The organism is Paraburkholderia phymatum STM815, from assembly GCF_000020045.1.
Classification (GTDB): Bacteria; Pseudomonadota; Gammaproteobacteria; order Burkholderiales; family Burkholderiaceae; genus Paraburkholderia; species Paraburkholderia phymatum.
In genome coordinates, this window is record NC_010623.1 from 609,974 (window position 1) to 626,467 (window position 16,494).

The window sequence follows — 16,494 nt, forward strand, 5'->3', positions numbered from 1 at the left end:
CGCAGTAAGACAGTTCGCAAGGCGCAACCTTGCGGACTGCCTCACGCGGCGCCGCGCGTGGCGGCGCCGCTTTGGAGACAGCAGGTCGGCGGGTAAGCGTGGGCGGCTTCTAGCGAGCCGTCAAGCTTAGATCTTGCCGATCAGGTCGAGCGACGGGCTCAGCGTTTCAGCGCCCGGCGTCCACTTGGCGGGGCAGACTTCACCCGGATGCGCAGCGATGTATTGCGCAGCCTGCACCTTGCGCAGCAGCTCGCCAGCGTCACGGCCGATGCCGTTGTCGTGGATTTCGCACAGCTTGATCTCGCCTTCCGGATTGATCACGAACGTGCCGCGCAGCGCCAGGCCTTCTTCTTCGATCAGCACGTCGAAGTTGCGCGAGATCGCAAGCGTCGGATCGGCAACCATCGGGTACTTGATCTTCTGGATCGTGTCCGACGTGTCGTGCCATGCCTTGTGCGTGAAATGCGTATCCGTCGACACGCTGTAGATTTCAACGCCGAGCTTCTTGAACTCTTCGTAACGGTCGGCCAGATCGCCCAGTTCCGTCGGGCACACGAACGTAAAGTCGGCCGGATAGAACACGACGACGGACCACTTGCCCTTGAGGGTCTCGTCGGTGACGGTCACGAAATCGCCATTGTGGAATGCGGTTGCCTTGAACGGTTTGACCTGGCTGTTGATGATCGGCATCTGATGCGTCCTCTTCGGTTGTGTGAGTTGGGTTGGTACTGCGATGGGTGAAGTATGAAGGATACGCGGAATTCGCTAAATTTGATTGTTCCGATTTGCCCAATTTAGTTTTTCTATCGCGCCGTCCTCATGCGGTACAAATGCTTGATTGGAAAGGAAAACACCGTCAACCCGCGTTCCCCCCGGGCGGGTAAAATGATCGAAAAAAATTTCTGACATCGGTTTTCAGCAAGGGTTTTCCGCTTGAACGAGCTTGAACAGGGGTTTCTTCTGACGCGTCACTGGCGCGATACGGGCACGGAAACGGAGGTCGAGTTCTGGCTCGCCACCGACGACGGGCCGCGTCATATCCGCCTGCGCCCGCAGCCGAACGTCGCGTTCGTGCCCGCTGCGCAGCGCCCGCGCGCGGACGAGGTGCTGCGTCAGGAGAAAAGCACCCGAGGCGTCGAACTGCGCCCGCTCGATTTACGCGATTTCCAACATCGGCCGGTGCTGGGGTTGTATTGCCCCCAATATCGCCAGCTTATCGGCCTCGAAAAGCGGCTCAAGCAAGGCGGCGTCGACGTGTACGAAGCCGACGTATTTCCGCCCGATCGCTACATGATGGAGCGATTCATCACGGCGCCCGTGCTGTTCCGCGGCGAGGCGAACCCCATCGGCGGCCCCCTGCTCAATGGGGACATGAAGCCCGCGACGGGCTACCGCCCGAAGCTCAGGCTCGTGTCGCTCGATATCGAAACCAGCGCGCAAGCCGAGTTGTACTCGATAGCGCTCGAAGGCTGCGGTCAGCGGCAGGTGTACATGCTCGGGCCGGAGAATGGCGACGCGTCGGGTCTCGACTTCGCGCTCGAGTACTGCGAGACCCGGGCGCAACTGATCGAACGGCTGGTCGAATGGCTCGAACGACACGATCCCGACGCGATCATCGGCTGGAACGTGGTGCAGTTCGACCTGAAGGTGCTGCATGAAACCGCGCAGAGATATGGCGTCCCGCTGCGCATCGGGCGCGGCGGCGCCGTGCTGGAATGGCGAGAGCACGGCCTGAAGCAGAATCACTTCTTCGCGGGCGCGGCCGGGCGGCTGATCATCGACGGCATCGAGGCGCTGCGCTCCGCTACGTGGAGCTTTCCGTCGTTCAGCCTCGAATACGTGGCGCAGTCGGTGCTCGGCGAAGGCAAGTCGATCGACAACCCGTATCAGCGGATGGAAGAAATCCAGCGCCGTTTCGACGAAGACAAACCGGCGCTTGCCCGCTACAACCTGAAAGACTGCGAGCTGGTCACGCGCGTCTTCGCGAAGACGGACCTGCTGTCCTTCCTGCTCGAACGCGCGACCGTGACGGGCCTGCCCGCCGATCGCAGCGGAGGATCGGTGGCCGCGTTCACGCATCTGTACATGCCGCGCATGCACCGGCTCGGCTTCGTGGCGCCGAATCTCGGCGACGTCGCGGGTGCGGCGAGTCCCGGCGGCTTCGTGATGGACTCGAAACCGGGACTCTACGACTCGGTACTCGTACTGGACTACAAGAGCCTGTATCCGTCGATCATCCGCAGTTTCCTGATCGATCCCGTGGGTCTGATCGACGGCCTGCGTCATCCCGACGACGCGGATTCCGTGCCCGGCTTTCTCGGCGCGCGTTTTTCCCGCGCGCAGCACTGTTTGCCGTCGATCGTCGCGCAGGTGTGGGAGGGACGCGAAGCAGCGAAACGCGAGCAGAACAAGCCGTTGTCGCAGGCCTTGAAGATCATCATGAACGCGTTCTACGGCGTGCTCGGATCGACGGGCTGCCGCTTCTTCGATCCGCGCCTCGCGTCATCGATCACGATGCGCGGCCATGAGATCATGCATCGCACGCGCGAGCTGATCGAGGCGAGCGGCTACACGGTGATTTACGGCGACACGGATTCGACCTTCGTGTGGCTCAAACACGCGCATGACGAGCAGGACGCGGTGCGCATCGGGCGCGAACTGGTCGGTGCGATCAATGCGTGGTGGCGCGAGCATCTGCGCGAGCGCTTTGATTTGGAGAGCGCGCTGGAACTGCAGTTCGAGCGGCACTACAGGCGCTTTTTCATGCCGACCGTACGCGGCGCGGAGGAAGGCAGCAAGAAGCGCTACGCGGGTTTGACGGTGATGGCGGACGGCAGCGAAGAGGTCGTCTACAAAGGGCTGGAAACAGTGCGGACCGACTGGACGCCGCTTGCGCAACGCTTCCAGCAGGAACTGTATTTGCGCATTTTCAAGCAGCAGCCGTATCGCGACTATGTGCGCGACTACGTGCGGCGCACGCTTGCGGGCGAGTTCGACGATCTGCTGGTGTACCGCAAGCGTCTGCGCCGGCCGCTGTCCGACTACGAGCGCAATGTGCCGCCGCATGTGCGTGCGGCGCGTTCGGCCGACGAATTCAATCGGCAACGCGGCCGCCCGCTGCAATACCAGAACGGCGGGTGGATCAGCTACGTGATGACGGGCAGCGGGCCGGAGCCGCTCGAGACGTTGCGGTCGCCGATCGACCATGAGCACTATCTGACGAAACAGTTGCAGCCTGTGGCCGATGCTATTTTGCCTTTGTTGAAGGATGATTTTGTGACGCTTGCGGCCGGCCAGGCTCAGTTGTTTTAGGGTTTCGGTTCCGAGTTTTTGCGCTCTTGCAGTGTCAAGCCAAAGAAACCAAACCCTATACAACCTGCTCAGCAGGCAAAACCACCAGTTCAACCCGCTTCGCACCGCGCAAAACACTAACGACGACTTCACGCTCGATCTTCGACCCATCGAGCGCACGCTGCAGAGCGTCGACACCTTCAACGACCTCGCCATCGACAGCGACAATGGTGTCATCCACACGCAAACCTCCGACAGCCGCCGGCGACCCTTTCACGATCTCGATCACTCGCACGCCACTTACCGAATCGAGTTCGAAATAACGCTGCACACGGCGCGGCAGCGCCGTCGTCGTGCCGGCTACGCCGATGTAGGCGCGCCGCACGCGCCCATGCGCGAAGATCTGCATGATGACCCACTTCGCGGTATCGATGGCCGTGGCGAAGCTGATCGACTGCGCACCCGGAATGATCGCCGTATTCACGCCGATCACCTGCCCCGCCGAATTGATCAGCGGGCCGCCGGAATTGCCCGGATTCAGCGCGGCATCCGTCTGGATCACGTCATAGATCATGCGGCCCGAATTCGAACGCAGCGAGCGGCCCAGCGCGGACACCACGCCCGCCGTGACCGTCTGCTCGAGCCCGAGCGGATTGCCGACGGCAATCGCAATCTGGCCGACGCGCAGCTTGCCCGACTCGCCGAGCGCGACATGCGGCAGCGGCTCCCGCGAACCGATGCGCAGCACGGCAAGGTCGCTATGCGGATCGTCACCGACCAGATCGGCGTCGAACTTCGTGCCGTCGGCGAGTTGCACGCCGATATGCGTCGCGCCGTGCACGACGTGGCTGTTGGTCAGAAGATAACCGTCGGGCGTGAAGAGGAACCCCGAGCCGGTGCCCGCAGGTGCGTGGCGCTCCCGCGCGCCCGGCACGCGGCGCTCGACGGTGATGAAGACGACGGCCGCCCGCACCCGTTCGAGCGCATCGATGACGGTGCGCGAATAGGCGTCGAGGAGTGCGTCGTCGCCAGGCGATCCGGGCGAAGCGGCGGCTGGCCGCGCGCCCGACAGATCGTCGATAAAACGGGGACGGCTTCCCATGATCAGGCTCCCGATAAGCGAGAGCCGCACATGCGGGGCGAGCGGGCCGTTTTCAAGCGGGGGCGCCGGCGCGTCGGCGGGAGGATCGGTCTGACACCGAGCAGCCGCGCTGGAACGCCGAAAGACGCGCGTCAGATGAGTCTCAGATTGCGGATGCGGCCGATGCGCGGCGAACGCTCGAGAATCAGTTTCTCGATGACTTCGGGCAGCAGCGCCTTGGGAATGTTCGGCGGCACATCCGACACCAGTTGCGACGGCACATTCACAATGTAGTCGTCCGGCGCGGTGGCGAGGCTGTGCTCGTAGGTAACGCGGTAGTCCATGCGGGATGTGAAAAGTAAGTGGTGTTGCGAAAACGCCCTCGCAGAACGCCGCCGCTCTACGCAGCAGACGCCTTCTGTCCCGAGATCGTACCTCAGACAAGCGGTCCGCGCCGGGCAGCGCTCACCGGCAATGTGCGCTGCCGAACGGCCAGGATGCAGACCAGGAATGAAACGCTCGTGCGCAGTTCATCTGTTCTCGCCGTGGGGGCACGTCTGCGATCACACATCATCGATGCCAGCCGCCATGCCCCCAGCAACAGCTGTAACCGACGCCGACGCTCACTGAAGGGCCCGCGTAATAACCCGGCGCATAGCCGTAGGCCGGCGCGTACCCGTATCCATATGGTGGCGCGACGACGCAGCCCGCTAAACCGATTGTCACCAGGGCGACGGCTGCCAGCGTCAGAAGTTTTTTCATGATCGTTCTCCCTCTTCACGTAGCATTTGAGCAGACGCTACAGAAGGTGTTCGTGACCACTTGTGACGGCTGGTTACGGCGCACTACACGACAGCAGCGGGCCGCTGCGCTGCAGGAGTGCGCAAGAAAGGGGCCCGGGCAACCCAGGGGCTTTACGTGCAGACCGCGCGCTAACAGTTGCTTACTATTCGCCGGTCAAAAAAAGAACAGGCGCCCGCCGGGCACGAACAGATTTCGAGGTCGGCGGTATGAATCGGAATTCGGCCTCTGTTCGACGGATTGAAAGAAAGCCTCGAAGCGCACACTGCAGTCGTGCACATGCACTGAGGAGCCTGAAATGTCTTCCCGTCATGACAGAAGCGATCCATCCGAGCCGAACGCCTGCGACGCACAGGATTGGAGCAGTCCGCGGGCGTACCCGGAGGCCGATCTGATGCGCGGCCTGCAGCTCGCGTCCGACACGGTGTTGCGCCTCGCCACCCAGACGCATGCCGCCGTGGCGCGTGGCGACCCGGCGAGTGCCGAAGCGGCGCGCGAGTCGCTGGAAAAGCAGCTCGCGCTGACCACCCGGCTGATCGACGAGCTTCTGTTCGATGGTGAAGTTCGTCACACCACCCATTGACCCGCCGCTCGCGCGACGGAACGAATTGAACGTAGCAACAGCAACAGCCACTGCAGCGCCGGCTAACTGGAATTGGAAATGAACGTTTTAACGATACTTCTCTCGGTCTGGGCAATGGTGGCGCTCTGTGCGGTGCTGTTCATCCGTGGTGCAAGCCCGCGCGTCGAGCGTCCGTCAAAGGCGAAGCAGGCGCGGCCCTCGCGCTTTTCGATCGCCGAGTAATCGCGCCACCGATCCGACGAGCGCGCGCGGTCCGGCAACGGCCGGGCGCCCTCGCCTTCCAGCCGCCTCGCCCGCCGCGAGTCCGGCTCCTTCATCAGTTCTCTGTCACGCGTGCGCGCCATGCCGCGCGCAACCGCGCCCCTCTGTGCGTCAGCCCGTCGTCGCACGCAACGACGGCAGCAGCGCGCGCCCTTCCTGCGCCGCCGGCTCGGGCCAGCGCAGACGCTCGACGGTAATCTGCCGGCGCGCCGCCTCGCCCACGAACGCATCGAGCGCATCGCGGATATCCCGGTCGATGAAATCGGCGCGCTCGGCGTCAATCAGCACCGTCGCGCTGTCGGGAATCTGACCCAGGCAGTGCGTCAGCATCGGCTTCGACAGAAACGTCGCGTCCTTGCGCAGCACCAGCAGATAGTGATCGTCGTGACGGGTCAGCGTGAAGGTGCGCGACAGGTTCACGCGCATCGCGAGCAGGGCGCTCGTCGCGATGCCGATTCCGATGCCGATCAGCAGATCCGTTGCGAGTACACCGACGATCGTCGTCACGAACGGCACGAAGCGGTCGACACCTTCGCGCGCCATCGCCGCGAACAACGCCGGCTTCGCGAGCTTGTAACCCGTGTGGATCAGGATCGCCGCGAGGCACGCGAGCGGAATCAGATTCAGCACGGCCGTCAGCGCAAACACGCTCGCCAGCAGCAGCACGCCGTGAATCACCGCCGACATGCGCGTCTGCGCGCCCGCGTGCACGTTCGCCGAGCTGCGCACGATCACAGCCGTCAGCGGCAGCCCGCCGAGCACGGCCGCCACCATGTTGCCGACGCCTTGCGCCTTCAGTTCGCGATCCGGCGACGCGCGGCGGCGCTGAGGATCGATCTGCTCGACTGCTTCGAGACTCAGCAGCGTTTCCAGACTCGCGACGACGGCCAGCGTGAGCGCGACGCGCCATACGTCGGCATCGACGAGCTGCGTGAAGTCGGGCATCGAGATCGCGCCTGTCAACGCCGCGAACGAATCCAGCGACACCAGCGACACGCGATGCTCCGCAGGCAACGCCAGTGCCGGTGCGAGCAGACCCAGCGCGAGCGTCGCGCCGATACCGAGCGCGACGGCCGCGAGCGGCCCCGGCAGCATGCGCACGAGCGCGTAGCGCTTCGCGCGCGGTGTCTCCCACGCGAACAGCATCGCGACCGATACGACGACCAGCACGACCGAGACGATCGAGACGTGGCCGAACGGCGTTGCCAGTGTGCCCGCGTGCGCCATGTCGGCATCGGTGCCGCTCGCCAGCCCCACGCCGAGCGGAATCTGCTTGACGATCAGGATGATGCCGATAGAAGCCAGCATGCCCTTGATGACGGCGACGGGCACGAAGCTCGCGAGCCGTCCCGCGCGCAACAGGCCGAAGCCGACCTGCAGCGCACCCGCGATCAGCACTGCGGCGAGAAACGCGGAGAAGCTGCCGAGCGACGCGATCGCCGATACGACAATCACCACGAGCCCGGCCGCGGGCCCGCTCACGCTCAGATGCGAGCCGCTCAGCAGCGCGACGACCAGGCCGCCGACGATGCCGGACACGAGTCCGGCAAACGGCTCGACGCCGGACGCAGTGGCGATGCCAAGACACAGCGGCAGCGCGACGAGAAACACGACGATACCCGCGAAGACGTCGCTACGCAGGTTCGATAGACGGGAAACGGGTGGAGTGTGCATGGGAATCCGCAAGGTCGAGTTGAGCCCTGCCGCCCGGCGATGCGCGGGCGGCACGTTGATCTTCAATGAATGGAGGAAACGCCTGAACCGTGGCTAGGCGGCGTCGCGAACGGCGATGGACGCGTGCGAATCGGCGTGCGAATCGGCGATTTCTCGCGCTTGGTCCATGTCGGTGAGTTGCGTGAGCAGCCCTTCGCGCAGTCCGAAAATCCAGCCGTGAACCTGCGGCGGACGCGGCGCGCGTCGCACGATAGGCGACTCGCGCAGCAGACGCACCTGCTCGATCACATTCAGTTCCGCCAAGCAGTCGACGCGCGCGTCGAAATCCGCAATGGCAAGCAGTTCCTCGCGATGACGTTCGGCGAGATCGCGCAGGCCGGCAATGCGGCGATTCACGACGGGCAGCGCATCCGAAGGCGGCGACAGCGCAGCGCGCACGCCGCCGCAGTGATGATGTCCGCAGATCACAACATGCTCGACCTTCAGCGCATGCACCGCGTATTCGATCACGCTAGACGCGTTGCCGTCGTCGGACGTGTAAAGGTTCGCAATGTTGCGATGGACGAACAGTTCGCCCGGCTGCGCATTGGTGATGCGCTCCGCGGGCACGCGGCTATCGGAGCAACCGATCCACAGAATGCGCGGCTGCTGCCCGCGCGCCAGATCCGTGAAGAACTCGGGCTCGCGCGCCGCAACTTCCTGCGACCACGCCAGATTGGACAGCAATAGGCGTTTTGGATGATTCATCGATCGTACTCCCTGCCGGTTCTGAATTGAACGGAGTCTGTCCGCCGCGGACAAACGCGATGGTGTTTACGAAAAGCTTACGGCAAGAAGGTTCCAAAAAAAATAGACAAAATTCATTTGATGCCGACTGCATCCGATGCCCGGAAAGCGTGCATACATGCGGTTCTCCGCGCATTGATGTCATTCTCGTGATGGGCTGCACCGCGATGAAGCGGCGAGTTCGGGCGGAGCGTTTGGAAGAGATCGATGCTTGTCACGCGTGTCGTCATTGCGCGCGTGCCGGAAGCACGTGCTGGACCATGCTTGACAGCGTCGTCAAGGACGCGGCTCGGACGACGTGTCGTCGTTCGACGGAAGAAGGTGACGGGATGGATCGCATGCGCGACCCATCCTTCTTGTGAATTACTGCGCGCTGACTTCGATGGCGTCCACGCGATCGCGGTAGAACGCGACGTGCTCCTTGATCGACGCAACGGCATCGTAAGGGCTTTCGTAGCTCCACACCGCATTCACGGAGCGCTCGCCGCCGGCAGGAATGCTGTAGTAGCTGCATTCGCCTTTATACGGACAATAGGTCGCATGATCGGTGCGTTCGAGCAGCGCCATGTTCACGTCCTTGCGCGGAATGTAGAGCACTTCCGGGTAAGACGCTTCGTGAAAAGACAACGCGTCGGTGCTGTCGGCAATCGTGCGTCCGGCTACGGACACGACGACGCGCGACCCGCTTTTCGCAATCGTGATCGGATGGTCAGGACCGGGAATCTTCACTGTCTTGTGCATGACGTCGTGTCCTTGCGATGAGAACAGGTTGTGGCCGGGCGGCAAAGTATCGCCCGAGTATGGACGTGCGTGTTGCGATGTCAAGGCAAGACCCTGTGCCGCGTAGCGCCTATATGGCCGCGATCTGTGCTGGACGTGTGCATATGCATCGCTGCGGACCGTTATCCAGCAAGCCCTTGACAGGCAACGCACGTTTGCGCAGGCCGATTGTTTGAATTAGATAAATTGAGTGTTCATTTAGCTGGCATTTATCTGCCCCTGGCAAGCCGATAGGATGCAGGCCATGCGACCGGTCGTTCGCGCCGGTTGCGAAAGCCAATAGTCACGCTGTGATAAAGCGTGAAGCCGCTCCCATCGTTCGCCGTCATGGCGCAACGACGCGCGGCGCATGCGTTTTCGCCCGCGCGCAAGCAACCGCGATGTGCGGCTGCCAGGCGGTCATCACAAGCAGGCCGTAAGGTTCTGCGCAGCCGGATGATTCGCTCCAATGGGCCATGCTTTAACGAGGAGTCGACGTGAGCAGGATTGGAACTGCAACTGGCACAGCGGCTGAACCCCGGCCTCGCGCCCACGCAAACCGGCGCGCGAGCGGCGAGCCGGAGGTGCGCCGCAAGGAAACGTTGTACGCCGACGTCCGGTCCGACCATGCCGGAGGCGTTGCTGTCGCTCCGCCCGCGCTGCATGATCCGTGGACCACGACCATTTCGCGGCTGGGCAAGGCACCCGCGCAGGACATCAAGCTCGGACCTTCGGACAAATGCGACAAGGGCGCATGCGCTGCACGCGCCGCGCGTCGCACGGCAACGGCCGAGCGAGCCCAGGCTGCCAGTGAATATAGCGGTGCGGTGATTACTTTCGTCGAACGCTTCGGGGCGAAGTCGATTTCGATCACGTGGCGCGATTCGACGGCAGGCCGCTATACGGAGCAGTTGTGGGTGCGCCGCATCGCGCGTTCGCGCGGCGTCTGTGCGCTGACGGGCGCGGAGATCGTGCGCGGCGATGCCGTGTATGGGCCGTTCAGCCGTCCGACGAGCCGCCCGCGCAACATGTCGCAGATGATTCTCGCCGAGCTGCTCGACGACCTCGAATGAGCGTTTCCACGCGGACGCGCTACCCTTCGGACGCGCACGTACGGCTTTCCGATGGAAGACTGCGCGAACACCATGGTGGTTCGCTACAAGAAAGACGGCTGCGAACATCTTGCCGCGATCGTGACGCTCGGTTCGTTGCGCCTCGACGTCAACGGCGCGGTGAAAGGAGTACTCGGCGCAAAACGCATCTCGTTCGCGCGGCGCGAGATCGCGACCGAACAAAGCGCAATGGAATTCGGCGGCATCACGGCATTCGGTTTGCCCCCGAGCTGGCGCGTGCTCGTCGATGCCGCCGTGATGGAACGTCGGCAGGTCGTGATGGGCGCAGGCATACGCGAGGCGAAGCTGTTGCTCGCGCCTTCAGTACTCCCGCAACTCGGCAACGTCGAAGTCGCGCAATTGACGTTGCCGGTTGGCGAGCCTGACGGCGCCTGAGCCAGAAAACAAAAGACTCAGCCGAACAGCTTCGCCGCCGTCTTCGCCACCAGTTCGCCTTGATGCCGCGCGCCCTCCAGATCGATTGCGCTGGGCTGGCGCGAGCCGTCGCCCGCTGCGATCGTGGTGGCGCCATAGGGCGCGCCGCCGACGATCTCCGTCATGTTCATCATCCCCTGATGGCTGTACGGCAGGCCCACGATGATCATGCCAAGATGCATCAGGTTTGTGATGATCGAGAACAGCGTGGTCTCCTGTCCGCCGTGCTGCGTCGCCGTCGATGCGAACGCCGCGCCGACCTTGCCGTTCAGCGCGCCGCGCATCCAGAGTCCGCCCGTCTGATCGAGAAACGCAGCCATCTGCGACGAGATGCGCCCATAACGCGTGCCCGTGCCGACGACGATCGCATCGTATTGCTCGAGATCGGCGACCGTCGCGATGGGCGCCTGCTGATCCAGCTTGAAATTCGCCTTCTTTGCAATCTCTTCGGGCACGGTCTCCGGTACGCGTTTGATGTCGACCTGCGCGCCCGCGCCGCGTGCACCTTCCGCGATGGCCTCCGCCATCTTTTCGATATGCCCGTACGACGAGTAATAGAGAACGAGAACCCTGGCCATTGCGATCTCCTGACGTGAGTGCGAAGCCCGCATGCTTCGCATTGAGAGAAGGCGGCGTCGATTGCCGTACTGCGCACGATACTCCCGACACTCGCGCATGTCTTTGTAAGGCCAACGCGCTCGCCATTGCAGCGTCACGCGATACGCGCCACAACCGCGCAACAATCTTTACGCGCCGTTACATAAGCGACATCGCCGTTGCACCTGCATGCACGCCCGCCCCCTAGAATGCCCTCGACTGATTTTCCAGCTCACGATTCACAGCTCAAGGAGAAACACATGATCCGTTTGCCCAGCGCTTTCATCGTTTGTGCATCCACGGCCAGCCTGCTGGTGCTCGCATCGACGGCGAACGCGCAGACCACGCAACCGGCACAACAGGCATCCGCCACGAAGCCCGCAGAGGCCGTACGCTTGCACGCAGCCGACCAGACCTTCATCAACGAAGGCACGCGAGCCGTCGCCACGCAACGCGATGCTGCACGCATTGCGACATCCCGTTCGACGGATCGTGAAGTAAAGGCATTCGCCGAAAAGGTCGCCGCCGACAATCTCCAGATCGCCGACTCGCTGCGCGCAGCGAGCCCGCGCGGCGTCGACGTGCCGCACAACAACCCGGACACGGCGGTACTCGACAGCATCAAAACGATGCGCGGCGCGGAATTCGACAAGACGTACATCGAGCAGATCGCACTGGCCGACGGACAGAAAACGCTGTCGGCGTTTCAGGCGGAAATCGCGTCGGGCCGCAACGAGCAGTTGAAGGACGCCGCGCGCAAGGCGCTGCCTGTCATCCAGGCGCAATACGCGTCAGCGCAAGACCTTGCAAAGCGCAAGCATCTCGCAGCGAAGTAAGGCTCATTCAGAAGCCACATCGAAGGAAGCGCATCGCGGCATCGCCGGGATGCGCTTTTCTTCATTTGGGCGTCGGCTCCGCGTCCTTCGCTGACCTGCCTAAGCTCGACACGCTCTGCTCCATGCGAGCACGGCTCGCCATCGATTCGAGCTTCGGCTGACGCTTCGGATGCCCGCTGCTCGAACCGGCCTCGTGGGAGCGATCTCCTGATGCCGCGGTGCCTCACTACGTGTGCATGAATCTGTTGCGCGGCCAATCATGTCGGCCGTCCCCGGCAGCGAGGAAAAATGAAATCAGCCTGACGCGGAGAATCGTCTTCGGCTACGGTCGTAGTGCGCCGCCGACCGCTGAGGCAACCTCACCGCTTTCCCGCTTTCAACGCTCAGAGTTTCCGCCCGACCGCCATTTCCTGAGTTAAGTTTCCCGATTTGCCAAACGTTTGCGGTTTGCATATCAAGTTCGCCGTGCTCGTGCCGACAAACCGATACAGCGTCAACGACTTCTGGGAGCGGTTCGTGAAGCAGCTTGCGATATGTATGGTTCTTGCCGTCATGACCGGCTGCGCGCAGTTGCCTGCCAATACGGCATCGCAGGCGGACAAGGCGCCCGTGTCGAACGACGTCATCAGTTTCACCATCCCGCCCGACGCGCTCGGGGCCCGCGATCCGCAGCTGTCGGCCGTGCTGGCGAAGGCGGGTGCGCTGGCCGCGGCACAAAAGCAGCCGACGACGATTCTCGTCACCGCACTTGGCCAGGATCTTCCGTACCTGAACCAGGCCATCTGGCGCGGCGTCCCTTCGCAGCATCCGGCGAAGCTCAGCCTCGAGAACCTGACGGCGGGCGCCAATCAGCCGTATAGCGTGTCGATCCGGCCGACGGGCGGGACGCCATGAGGGGAAGCCACGTGATGTTCCGCACTGCCATTCTCGCGGCGAGCCTGGCGCTCGCCGCGTTCATGAGCCAGGCCGCGCTCGCGGGCCAGCCGGCCACTGCCGGCGCGCTGTCGAGCAGCGGCTCGAGCGCGGCGCCTGCCCCATCCGCTGCCGCCGACAAGGTGTATCCGCCGCTGCCGACGCTCGCGATGCTGCCACCGTCAGCCGGCGACGACGACGAGCCGCCGCTCGCACCGAAACCCGCCGCGAAAAAACGCAAGGTACGCGCCTCCGTCGACGTGCGGCCCACCGCGCCCGCTGCGCGACTCGTCGTGTCGGACACGACACGCACCTATCTGCGTTCGGTCGAAAAGCAGCTCGACCTCGCGCTGGCGAAATAACCGCTGTTTCGCGAACTCTACGGAGCGTCACACGTGTCTCTTGATCGATTGCTCGCTGGGCCGCGCTCACGGCGCTGCGTCGCACATACGCTCGGTGCGCTGACCCTGTCGCTCGCCGCCCTGACGAGCGCGACGGCTCGCGCCGATGACTGCTTCGAGCAGGCCGCCGTCTACCAGGGCGTCAATCCGCTGATCCTGCGTGCGGTCGCCTGGCACGAATCGAAGGGCGATCCGGCCGCCGTCAACCGCAATTCGAACGGCTCGGTCGACGTCGGCCAGGCGCAGATCAATTCCGTGCACTTCAGTGACCTGAAACGCCTTGGCATTCCTCATCGCGCGCTTACGGATGCATGCGTGAACATCTACGTCGCCGCATGGCTCATCAAACAGAAGATGGTGAAATACGGCAACACGTGGCGCGCGATCGGCGCTTACCACTCGGAGTCGCCGAAAGAGCGCGACGCCTATGCGCGCAGCATCCAGAAGATTCTCGTCGCGTGGGGCGAACTGCTGCCGGCGGCGCGCTGAAGACACTGCCCGGCGCGGGCGCCCTGCCCGCGTTCATTTGCGCGATTTCGTGAGCCGGTGCCCCAGCCCGAGATTGGTCGCAATCTGCCATGTATAGACGCGCGAGTAGCTGACGCCGAACCTCGAGCGTATCAGTTCACGCAGACGATTACTGGTCCACGCGTCGGATGGAAAACCGTGGATGCTCGCCGGGCCTCTCAGTGCCGCCGCGATCCATTCCATCGCGGCCTCGTCGAGCACCGACGAACGCCCGCCCACGCTCATCTGCCGCAACGACTCCAGTCCGCCTTCGTTCATGAGCGCGCGATATTTGCGCACCGTATTCTCGGAGATATGCAGTTGCGCGGCGACATCGCTGACGGACGCGCCTTCCATCAGCATTTTGCCTGCAGCGAGCCTGCGCATGACGGTCGGCAATGCTTCGTTTCGTGGCGGCATGAACGGCCTCGCTGATGGTCGGAACAGGAAAGCCTTGGATGCCGCATCGTGATGCCTTGCACGGGCGCGTGGCAAAGTTAAAAAAACCAATATATGCTCCGCGACTGTTTGTGTCAGGCGTCCGTAAAATTTCATGAATATCCAAAAACCATTTGCCGATTTTATTGCGCCACCTCTAACGCGAATCAACAAATGGATCATTTCGGTTAACAATAAGAAACCCTCACATTTTTTCAAGTGCATTACATCGAACCTTGAACTTACCGAATTCGTTTGCTAGCATGCAGTAACCGTTACACGCATCGAGTGCAGTCAACGCTTACAAACCGCACTTTGAATTGTGCGCCTGCCACGTTTCACAGGGGAACGTCGTATGGCAATACCTCGATTCCATTAACGCATTACTCCAATCGCCTGGGCTTTCGCTTGCCAAGGCAAATAATTTTTTATTCCGCTGGTTCGCCGCTTTAAAAGCGGCGGGTATTTTCCCGTCCGCAAATTCCTATTATTGTCAGAATATAAATACGATCTAAAAAATTCATTTAGACATAAACGACATATTGGCAGCTTGTCATTGTCCGCCGCGCAGCTTTCGCTGGCTCGCGCGACGGCGCATCCCGCGCGGAGGTAGAGATGGAAGTCGAACGGGTGGAGCGTATCGTCGTGGCGTTGCGGCGCGCGGCAGAACATGAGCGTCTTGTGAGCTATCAGCGGTTTCATGCGATGTTCGGCGCGAGCGATCCCCTCACGGCTCGCTACGACGCGCTGGAGCGCGCCATCGCTTCTCTCGGCGAAGTGTCGAATATCGATTACGGCGTGCTGCTCGCGCTCAGCAACGGCTTGCCCGGCCCCGACTTCTTCCGCCGCTATCAGAAGCACCGCTACGCCGACTACGTCGCCGTCATGGGGCCGCCCATCCATCGGCAATCGATCAAGCGCAAGCGCCTGCTGGTCGAAGCGGAACGCCGTCGCGTCTATGAGGATGCCAGAAGAAAGGCGTCCTGCCACGCCGCCGAAACCGCCTGAGCCCATGCCGGACGGACACGCGCAGAACGCGCGCCCGGCATCGCGCATGCGGCCAACGGACCATCAGCCCATTCAACCCAGGAGTCTCACATGCAACGTGCAGCTCGCCGTTCGATTCGCATCCTGACCATCGCAGTCTCTTGCGCGGCGCTCGCAGCGCCCGTCCTCGACGCGAGCGCGCAGGACAATCCGGTGTCCTCGCCCGATGCTGTCGGCACGGCAGCCGTCGCCGAAGTGACGGCGCACATCACCCATATCGACGCCGACAACAACGAAGTGACGATTCGCGGGCCGCGTGGCAATTCGATGATCGTCGACGTCGATCCCGATGTCGGCGACGTGAAGAAACTTAAGGTCGGCGACGAAGTGCATATCTCGTACAAGGGCGCGCTGCTACTGTCCGCGGACAAGGTCGACGCGAAGGGCGTGCGCTCCCGCGTCGAATCGCAATCGACAACGCCCGCGCAGGGCGGCGCGTCGACGCAGGTGCGCCATGTGGAAGTCGTCGCAACGGTGCAGAAGATCGATCGCAAGAAGCGCGAGGTGACGCTGCGCGGACCGAAGCACACCGTGGTGCTGGAGGTTGCGCCCGACGTTCCGCTCGAGAAGATCAAGGTCGGCGACAGCATTCGCGCGGACTACGCATCCGCCACTGCCGTCCATATCACGCGCAACGGTGCGCCCCTCCAGTAACGGGCGGCCTGCGTCCTGCCGTCTCGCCGGGTGCATGACGCCGGCGAAACATGTCGTTGCTGGCCTCTGCACGCATGGTCAACCCGATGCCTATCGAACCCTGGAATTCCGCAAAGCGCCGCGCGCGCCGCAAGATGATCTGGAGCAAGGCTCACGTCGTGCTGGCCGCGATCGGTACGCTGTCGGCCGTCGCGGGCATTGCCGTCGCGATCAACGGCGGGCTCGAATTCAACCGCACGAAGGTGTTCGTCGGGGTCGGTATCATCATCGTGTCGACGATCCTGTACGTGTCGATGCTGTTCGTCGACGACTAGCGTGC

General features: G+C 62.9%; 20 protein-coding genes and 1 pseudogene. 11 read left to right on the top strand and 10 right to left on the bottom strand.

Annotated elements, in window-relative coordinates:
• Positions 1-126: 126 nt before the first annotated feature.
• The gene (gene ahpC, locus BPHY_RS18490) at positions 127-690 is read right to left on the bottom strand and encodes an alkyl hydroperoxide reductase subunit C (RefSeq protein ID WP_012402965.1); all 564 of its coding nucleotides are present in this window, start codon (positions 688-690) and stop codon (positions 127-129) included.
• A gap of 243 nt (positions 691-933) precedes the next feature.
• On the opposite strand from ahpC, the gene BPHY_RS18495 reads away from it, so the two are divergent.
• Positions 934-3,312, top strand: coding sequence for a DNA polymerase II (locus BPHY_RS18495; protein ID WP_012402966.1), 2,379 nt, complete (start codon positions 934-936; stop codon positions 3,310-3,312).
• Positions 3,313-3,367: 55 nt separating this feature from the next.
• On the opposite strand, the gene BPHY_RS18500 is transcribed toward BPHY_RS18495, so the two are convergent.
• The 3 genes from BPHY_RS18500 to BPHY_RS39630 form a co-directional block, all read right to left on the bottom strand.
• Positions 3,368-4,393, bottom strand: a complete 1,026-nt coding sequence (locus tag BPHY_RS18500) for a S1C family serine protease (protein WP_012402967.1) — start codon at positions 4,391-4,393, stop codon at positions 3,368-3,370.
• Positions 4,394-4,524: 131 nt separating this feature from the next.
• A complete protein-coding gene (locus BPHY_RS18505; protein WP_012402968.1) occupies positions 4,525-4,716 on the bottom strand; it encodes a hypothetical protein in 192 nt (63 codons plus the stop codon).
• A 226-nt stretch (positions 4,717-4,942) separates the two neighbouring features.
• The gene (locus tag BPHY_RS39630; protein WP_012402969.1) at positions 4,943-5,134 is read right to left on the bottom strand and encodes a hypothetical protein; all 192 of its coding nucleotides are present in this window, start codon (positions 5,132-5,134) and stop codon (positions 4,943-4,945) included.
• Between the two features lie 337 nt (positions 5,135-5,471).
• Here BPHY_RS39630 and BPHY_RS18510 point away from each other — a divergent pair, with 337 nt between their 5' ends.
• Entirely contained in the window at positions 5,472-5,756 is a 285-nt protein-coding gene (locus BPHY_RS18510) for a hypothetical protein (RefSeq protein ID WP_012402970.1), read from the top strand.
• Between the two features lie 62 nt (positions 5,757-5,818).
• On the opposite strand, the gene BPHY_RS42575 is transcribed toward BPHY_RS18510, so the two are convergent.
• From BPHY_RS42575 to BPHY_RS18525, 4 genes are all read right to left on the bottom strand, one after another.
• Complete coding sequence (locus BPHY_RS42575; protein ID WP_167538873.1) at positions 5,819-6,073, bottom strand: hypothetical protein; 255 nt, start codon at positions 6,071-6,073, stop codon at positions 5,819-5,821.
• A gap of 55 nt (positions 6,074-6,128) precedes the next feature.
• Entirely contained in the window at positions 6,129-7,691 is a 1,563-nt protein-coding gene (locus BPHY_RS18515; protein WP_012402972.1) for a SulP family inorganic anion transporter, read from the bottom strand.
• Between the two features lie 93 nt (positions 7,692-7,784).
• Entirely contained in the window at positions 7,785-8,438 is a 654-nt protein-coding gene (locus BPHY_RS18520; RefSeq protein WP_012402973.1) for a carbonic anhydrase, read from the bottom strand.
• A 402-nt stretch (positions 8,439-8,840) separates the two neighbouring features.
• Positions 8,841-9,218: a DUF427 domain-containing protein gene (locus tag BPHY_RS18525; RefSeq protein WP_012402974.1), complete on the bottom strand. Its 378-nt coding sequence runs from the start codon at positions 9,216-9,218 to the stop codon at positions 8,841-8,843.
• Positions 9,219-9,733: 515 nt separating this feature from the next.
• Between BPHY_RS18525 and BPHY_RS18530 the strand changes: the two genes are divergently transcribed.
• Both BPHY_RS18530 and BPHY_RS18535 read left to right on the top strand, forming a co-directional pair.
• Complete coding sequence (locus tag BPHY_RS18530) at positions 9,734-10,309, top strand: DUF3331 domain-containing protein (protein ID WP_012402975.1); 576 nt, start codon at positions 9,734-9,736, stop codon at positions 10,307-10,309.
• A 39-nt stretch (positions 10,310-10,348) separates the two neighbouring features.
• Positions 10,349-10,744: pseudogene (locus BPHY_RS18535) on the top strand (YbaK/EbsC family protein); the annotation flags it as partial.
• Between the two features lie 17 nt (positions 10,745-10,761).
• On the opposite strand, the gene wrbA reads toward BPHY_RS18535, so the two are convergent.
• Positions 10,762-11,361, bottom strand: coding sequence for an NAD(P)H:quinone oxidoreductase (gene wrbA / locus BPHY_RS18540; RefSeq protein ID WP_012402977.1), 600 nt, complete (start codon positions 11,359-11,361; stop codon positions 10,762-10,764).
• Between the two features lie 279 nt (positions 11,362-11,640).
• Here wrbA and BPHY_RS18545 point away from each other — a divergent pair, with 279 nt between their 5' ends.
• The 4 genes from BPHY_RS18545 (at position 11,641) to BPHY_RS18560 (ending at position 14,018) form a co-directional block, all read left to right on the top strand.
• On the top strand, positions 11,641-12,216 hold the full coding sequence (locus BPHY_RS18545) for a DUF4142 domain-containing protein (protein WP_012402978.1): 576 nt from the start codon (positions 11,641-11,643) through the stop codon (positions 12,214-12,216).
• Between the two features lie 537 nt (positions 12,217-12,753).
• The gene (locus tag BPHY_RS18550) at positions 12,754-13,110 is read left to right on the top strand and encodes a hypothetical protein (protein WP_041765089.1); all 357 of its coding nucleotides are present in this window, start codon (positions 12,754-12,756) and stop codon (positions 13,108-13,110) included.
• A complete protein-coding gene (locus tag BPHY_RS18555; protein WP_012402980.1) occupies positions 13,107-13,490 on the top strand; it encodes a hypothetical protein in 384 nt (127 codons plus the stop codon). Before BPHY_RS18550 ends, BPHY_RS18555 begins: the two co-directional genes overlap by 4 nt.
• 99 nt (positions 13,491-13,589) lie before the next feature.
• Positions 13,590-14,018 carry a lytic transglycosylase domain-containing protein gene (locus BPHY_RS18560; RefSeq protein WP_244257813.1) on the top strand — a complete coding sequence of 143 codons (429 nt, stop codon included), beginning with the start codon at positions 13,590-13,592 and terminating at the stop codon, positions 14,016-14,018.
• Between the two features lie 33 nt (positions 14,019-14,051).
• On the opposite strand, the gene BPHY_RS18565 is transcribed toward BPHY_RS18560, so the two are convergent.
• A complete protein-coding gene (locus tag BPHY_RS18565; protein WP_012402982.1) occupies positions 14,052-14,456 on the bottom strand; it encodes a helix-turn-helix domain-containing protein in 405 nt (134 codons plus the stop codon).
• A 633-nt stretch (positions 14,457-15,089) separates the two neighbouring features.
• On the opposite strand from BPHY_RS18565, the gene BPHY_RS18570 reads away from it, so the two are divergent.
• From BPHY_RS18570 to BPHY_RS18580, 3 genes are all read left to right on the top strand, one after another.
• The gene (locus BPHY_RS18570) at positions 15,090-15,482 is read left to right on the top strand and encodes a hypothetical protein (RefSeq protein ID WP_012402983.1); all 393 of its coding nucleotides are present in this window, start codon (positions 15,090-15,092) and stop codon (positions 15,480-15,482) included.
• Between the two features lie 90 nt (positions 15,483-15,572).
• Complete coding sequence (locus BPHY_RS18575; RefSeq protein WP_012402984.1) at positions 15,573-16,175, top strand: hypothetical protein; 603 nt, start codon at positions 15,573-15,575, stop codon at positions 16,173-16,175.
• A gap of 86 nt (positions 16,176-16,261) precedes the next feature.
• Positions 16,262-16,489 (top strand): DUF2964 family protein, encoded by a 228-nt coding sequence (locus BPHY_RS18580; RefSeq protein WP_041765094.1) that lies wholly within the window; start codon positions 16,262-16,264, stop codon positions 16,487-16,489.
• Positions 16,490-16,494: the final 5 nt, after the last annotated feature.

What these genes read in the sequence shown, in the direction of transcription:
- ahpC (WP_012402965.1), bottom strand. Translation starts at nt 690, where the DNA reads ATGCCGATCATCAACAGCCAGGTCAAACCGTTCAAGGCAACCGCATTC.
- BPHY_RS18500 (WP_012402967.1), bottom strand. Translation starts at nt 4,393, where the DNA reads ATGGGAAGCCGTCCCCGTTTTATCGACGATCTGTCGGGCGCGCGGCCA.
- BPHY_RS18505 (WP_012402968.1), bottom strand. Translation starts at nt 4,716, where the DNA reads ATGGACTACCGCGTTACCTACGAGCACAGCCTCGCCACCGCGCCGGAC.
- BPHY_RS39630 (WP_012402969.1), bottom strand. Translation starts at nt 5,134, where the DNA reads ATGAAAAAACTTCTGACGCTGGCAGCCGTCGCCCTGGTGACAATCGGT.
- BPHY_RS18510 (WP_012402970.1), top strand. Translation starts at nt 5,472, where the DNA reads ATGTCTTCCCGTCATGACAGAAGCGATCCATCCGAGCCGAACGCCTGC.
- BPHY_RS42575 (WP_167538873.1), bottom strand. Translation starts at nt 6,073, where the DNA reads ATGAAGGAGCCGGACTCGCGGCGGGCGAGGCGGCTGGAAGGCGAGGGC.
- BPHY_RS18515 (WP_012402972.1), bottom strand. Translation starts at nt 7,691, where the DNA reads ATGCACACTCCACCCGTTTCCCGTCTATCGAACCTGCGTAGCGACGTC.
- BPHY_RS18520 (WP_012402973.1), bottom strand. Translation starts at nt 8,438, where the DNA reads ATGAATCATCCAAAACGCCTATTGCTGTCCAATCTGGCGTGGTCGCAG.
- BPHY_RS18525 (WP_012402974.1), bottom strand. Translation starts at nt 9,218, where the DNA reads ATGCACAAGACAGTGAAGATTCCCGGTCCTGACCATCCGATCACGATT.
- wrbA (WP_012402977.1), bottom strand. Translation starts at nt 11,361, where the DNA reads ATGGCCAGGGTTCTCGTTCTCTATTACTCGTCGTACGGGCATATCGAA.
- BPHY_RS18545 (WP_012402978.1), top strand. Translation starts at nt 11,641, where the DNA reads ATGATCCGTTTGCCCAGCGCTTTCATCGTTTGTGCATCCACGGCCAGC.
- BPHY_RS18550 (WP_041765089.1), top strand. Translation starts at nt 12,754, where the DNA reads ATGGTTCTTGCCGTCATGACCGGCTGCGCGCAGTTGCCTGCCAATACG.
- BPHY_RS18555 (WP_012402980.1), top strand. Translation starts at nt 13,107, where the DNA reads ATGAGGGGAAGCCACGTGATGTTCCGCACTGCCATTCTCGCGGCGAGC.
- BPHY_RS18565 (WP_012402982.1), bottom strand. Translation starts at nt 14,456, where the DNA reads ATGCCGCCACGAAACGAAGCATTGCCGACCGTCATGCGCAGGCTCGCT.
- BPHY_RS18570 (WP_012402983.1), top strand. Translation starts at nt 15,090, where the DNA reads ATGGAAGTCGAACGGGTGGAGCGTATCGTCGTGGCGTTGCGGCGCGCG.
- BPHY_RS18575 (WP_012402984.1), top strand. Translation starts at nt 15,573, where the DNA reads ATGCAACGTGCAGCTCGCCGTTCGATTCGCATCCTGACCATCGCAGTC.
- BPHY_RS18580 (WP_041765094.1), top strand. Translation starts at nt 16,262, where the DNA reads ATGCCTATCGAACCCTGGAATTCCGCAAAGCGCCGCGCGCGCCGCAAG.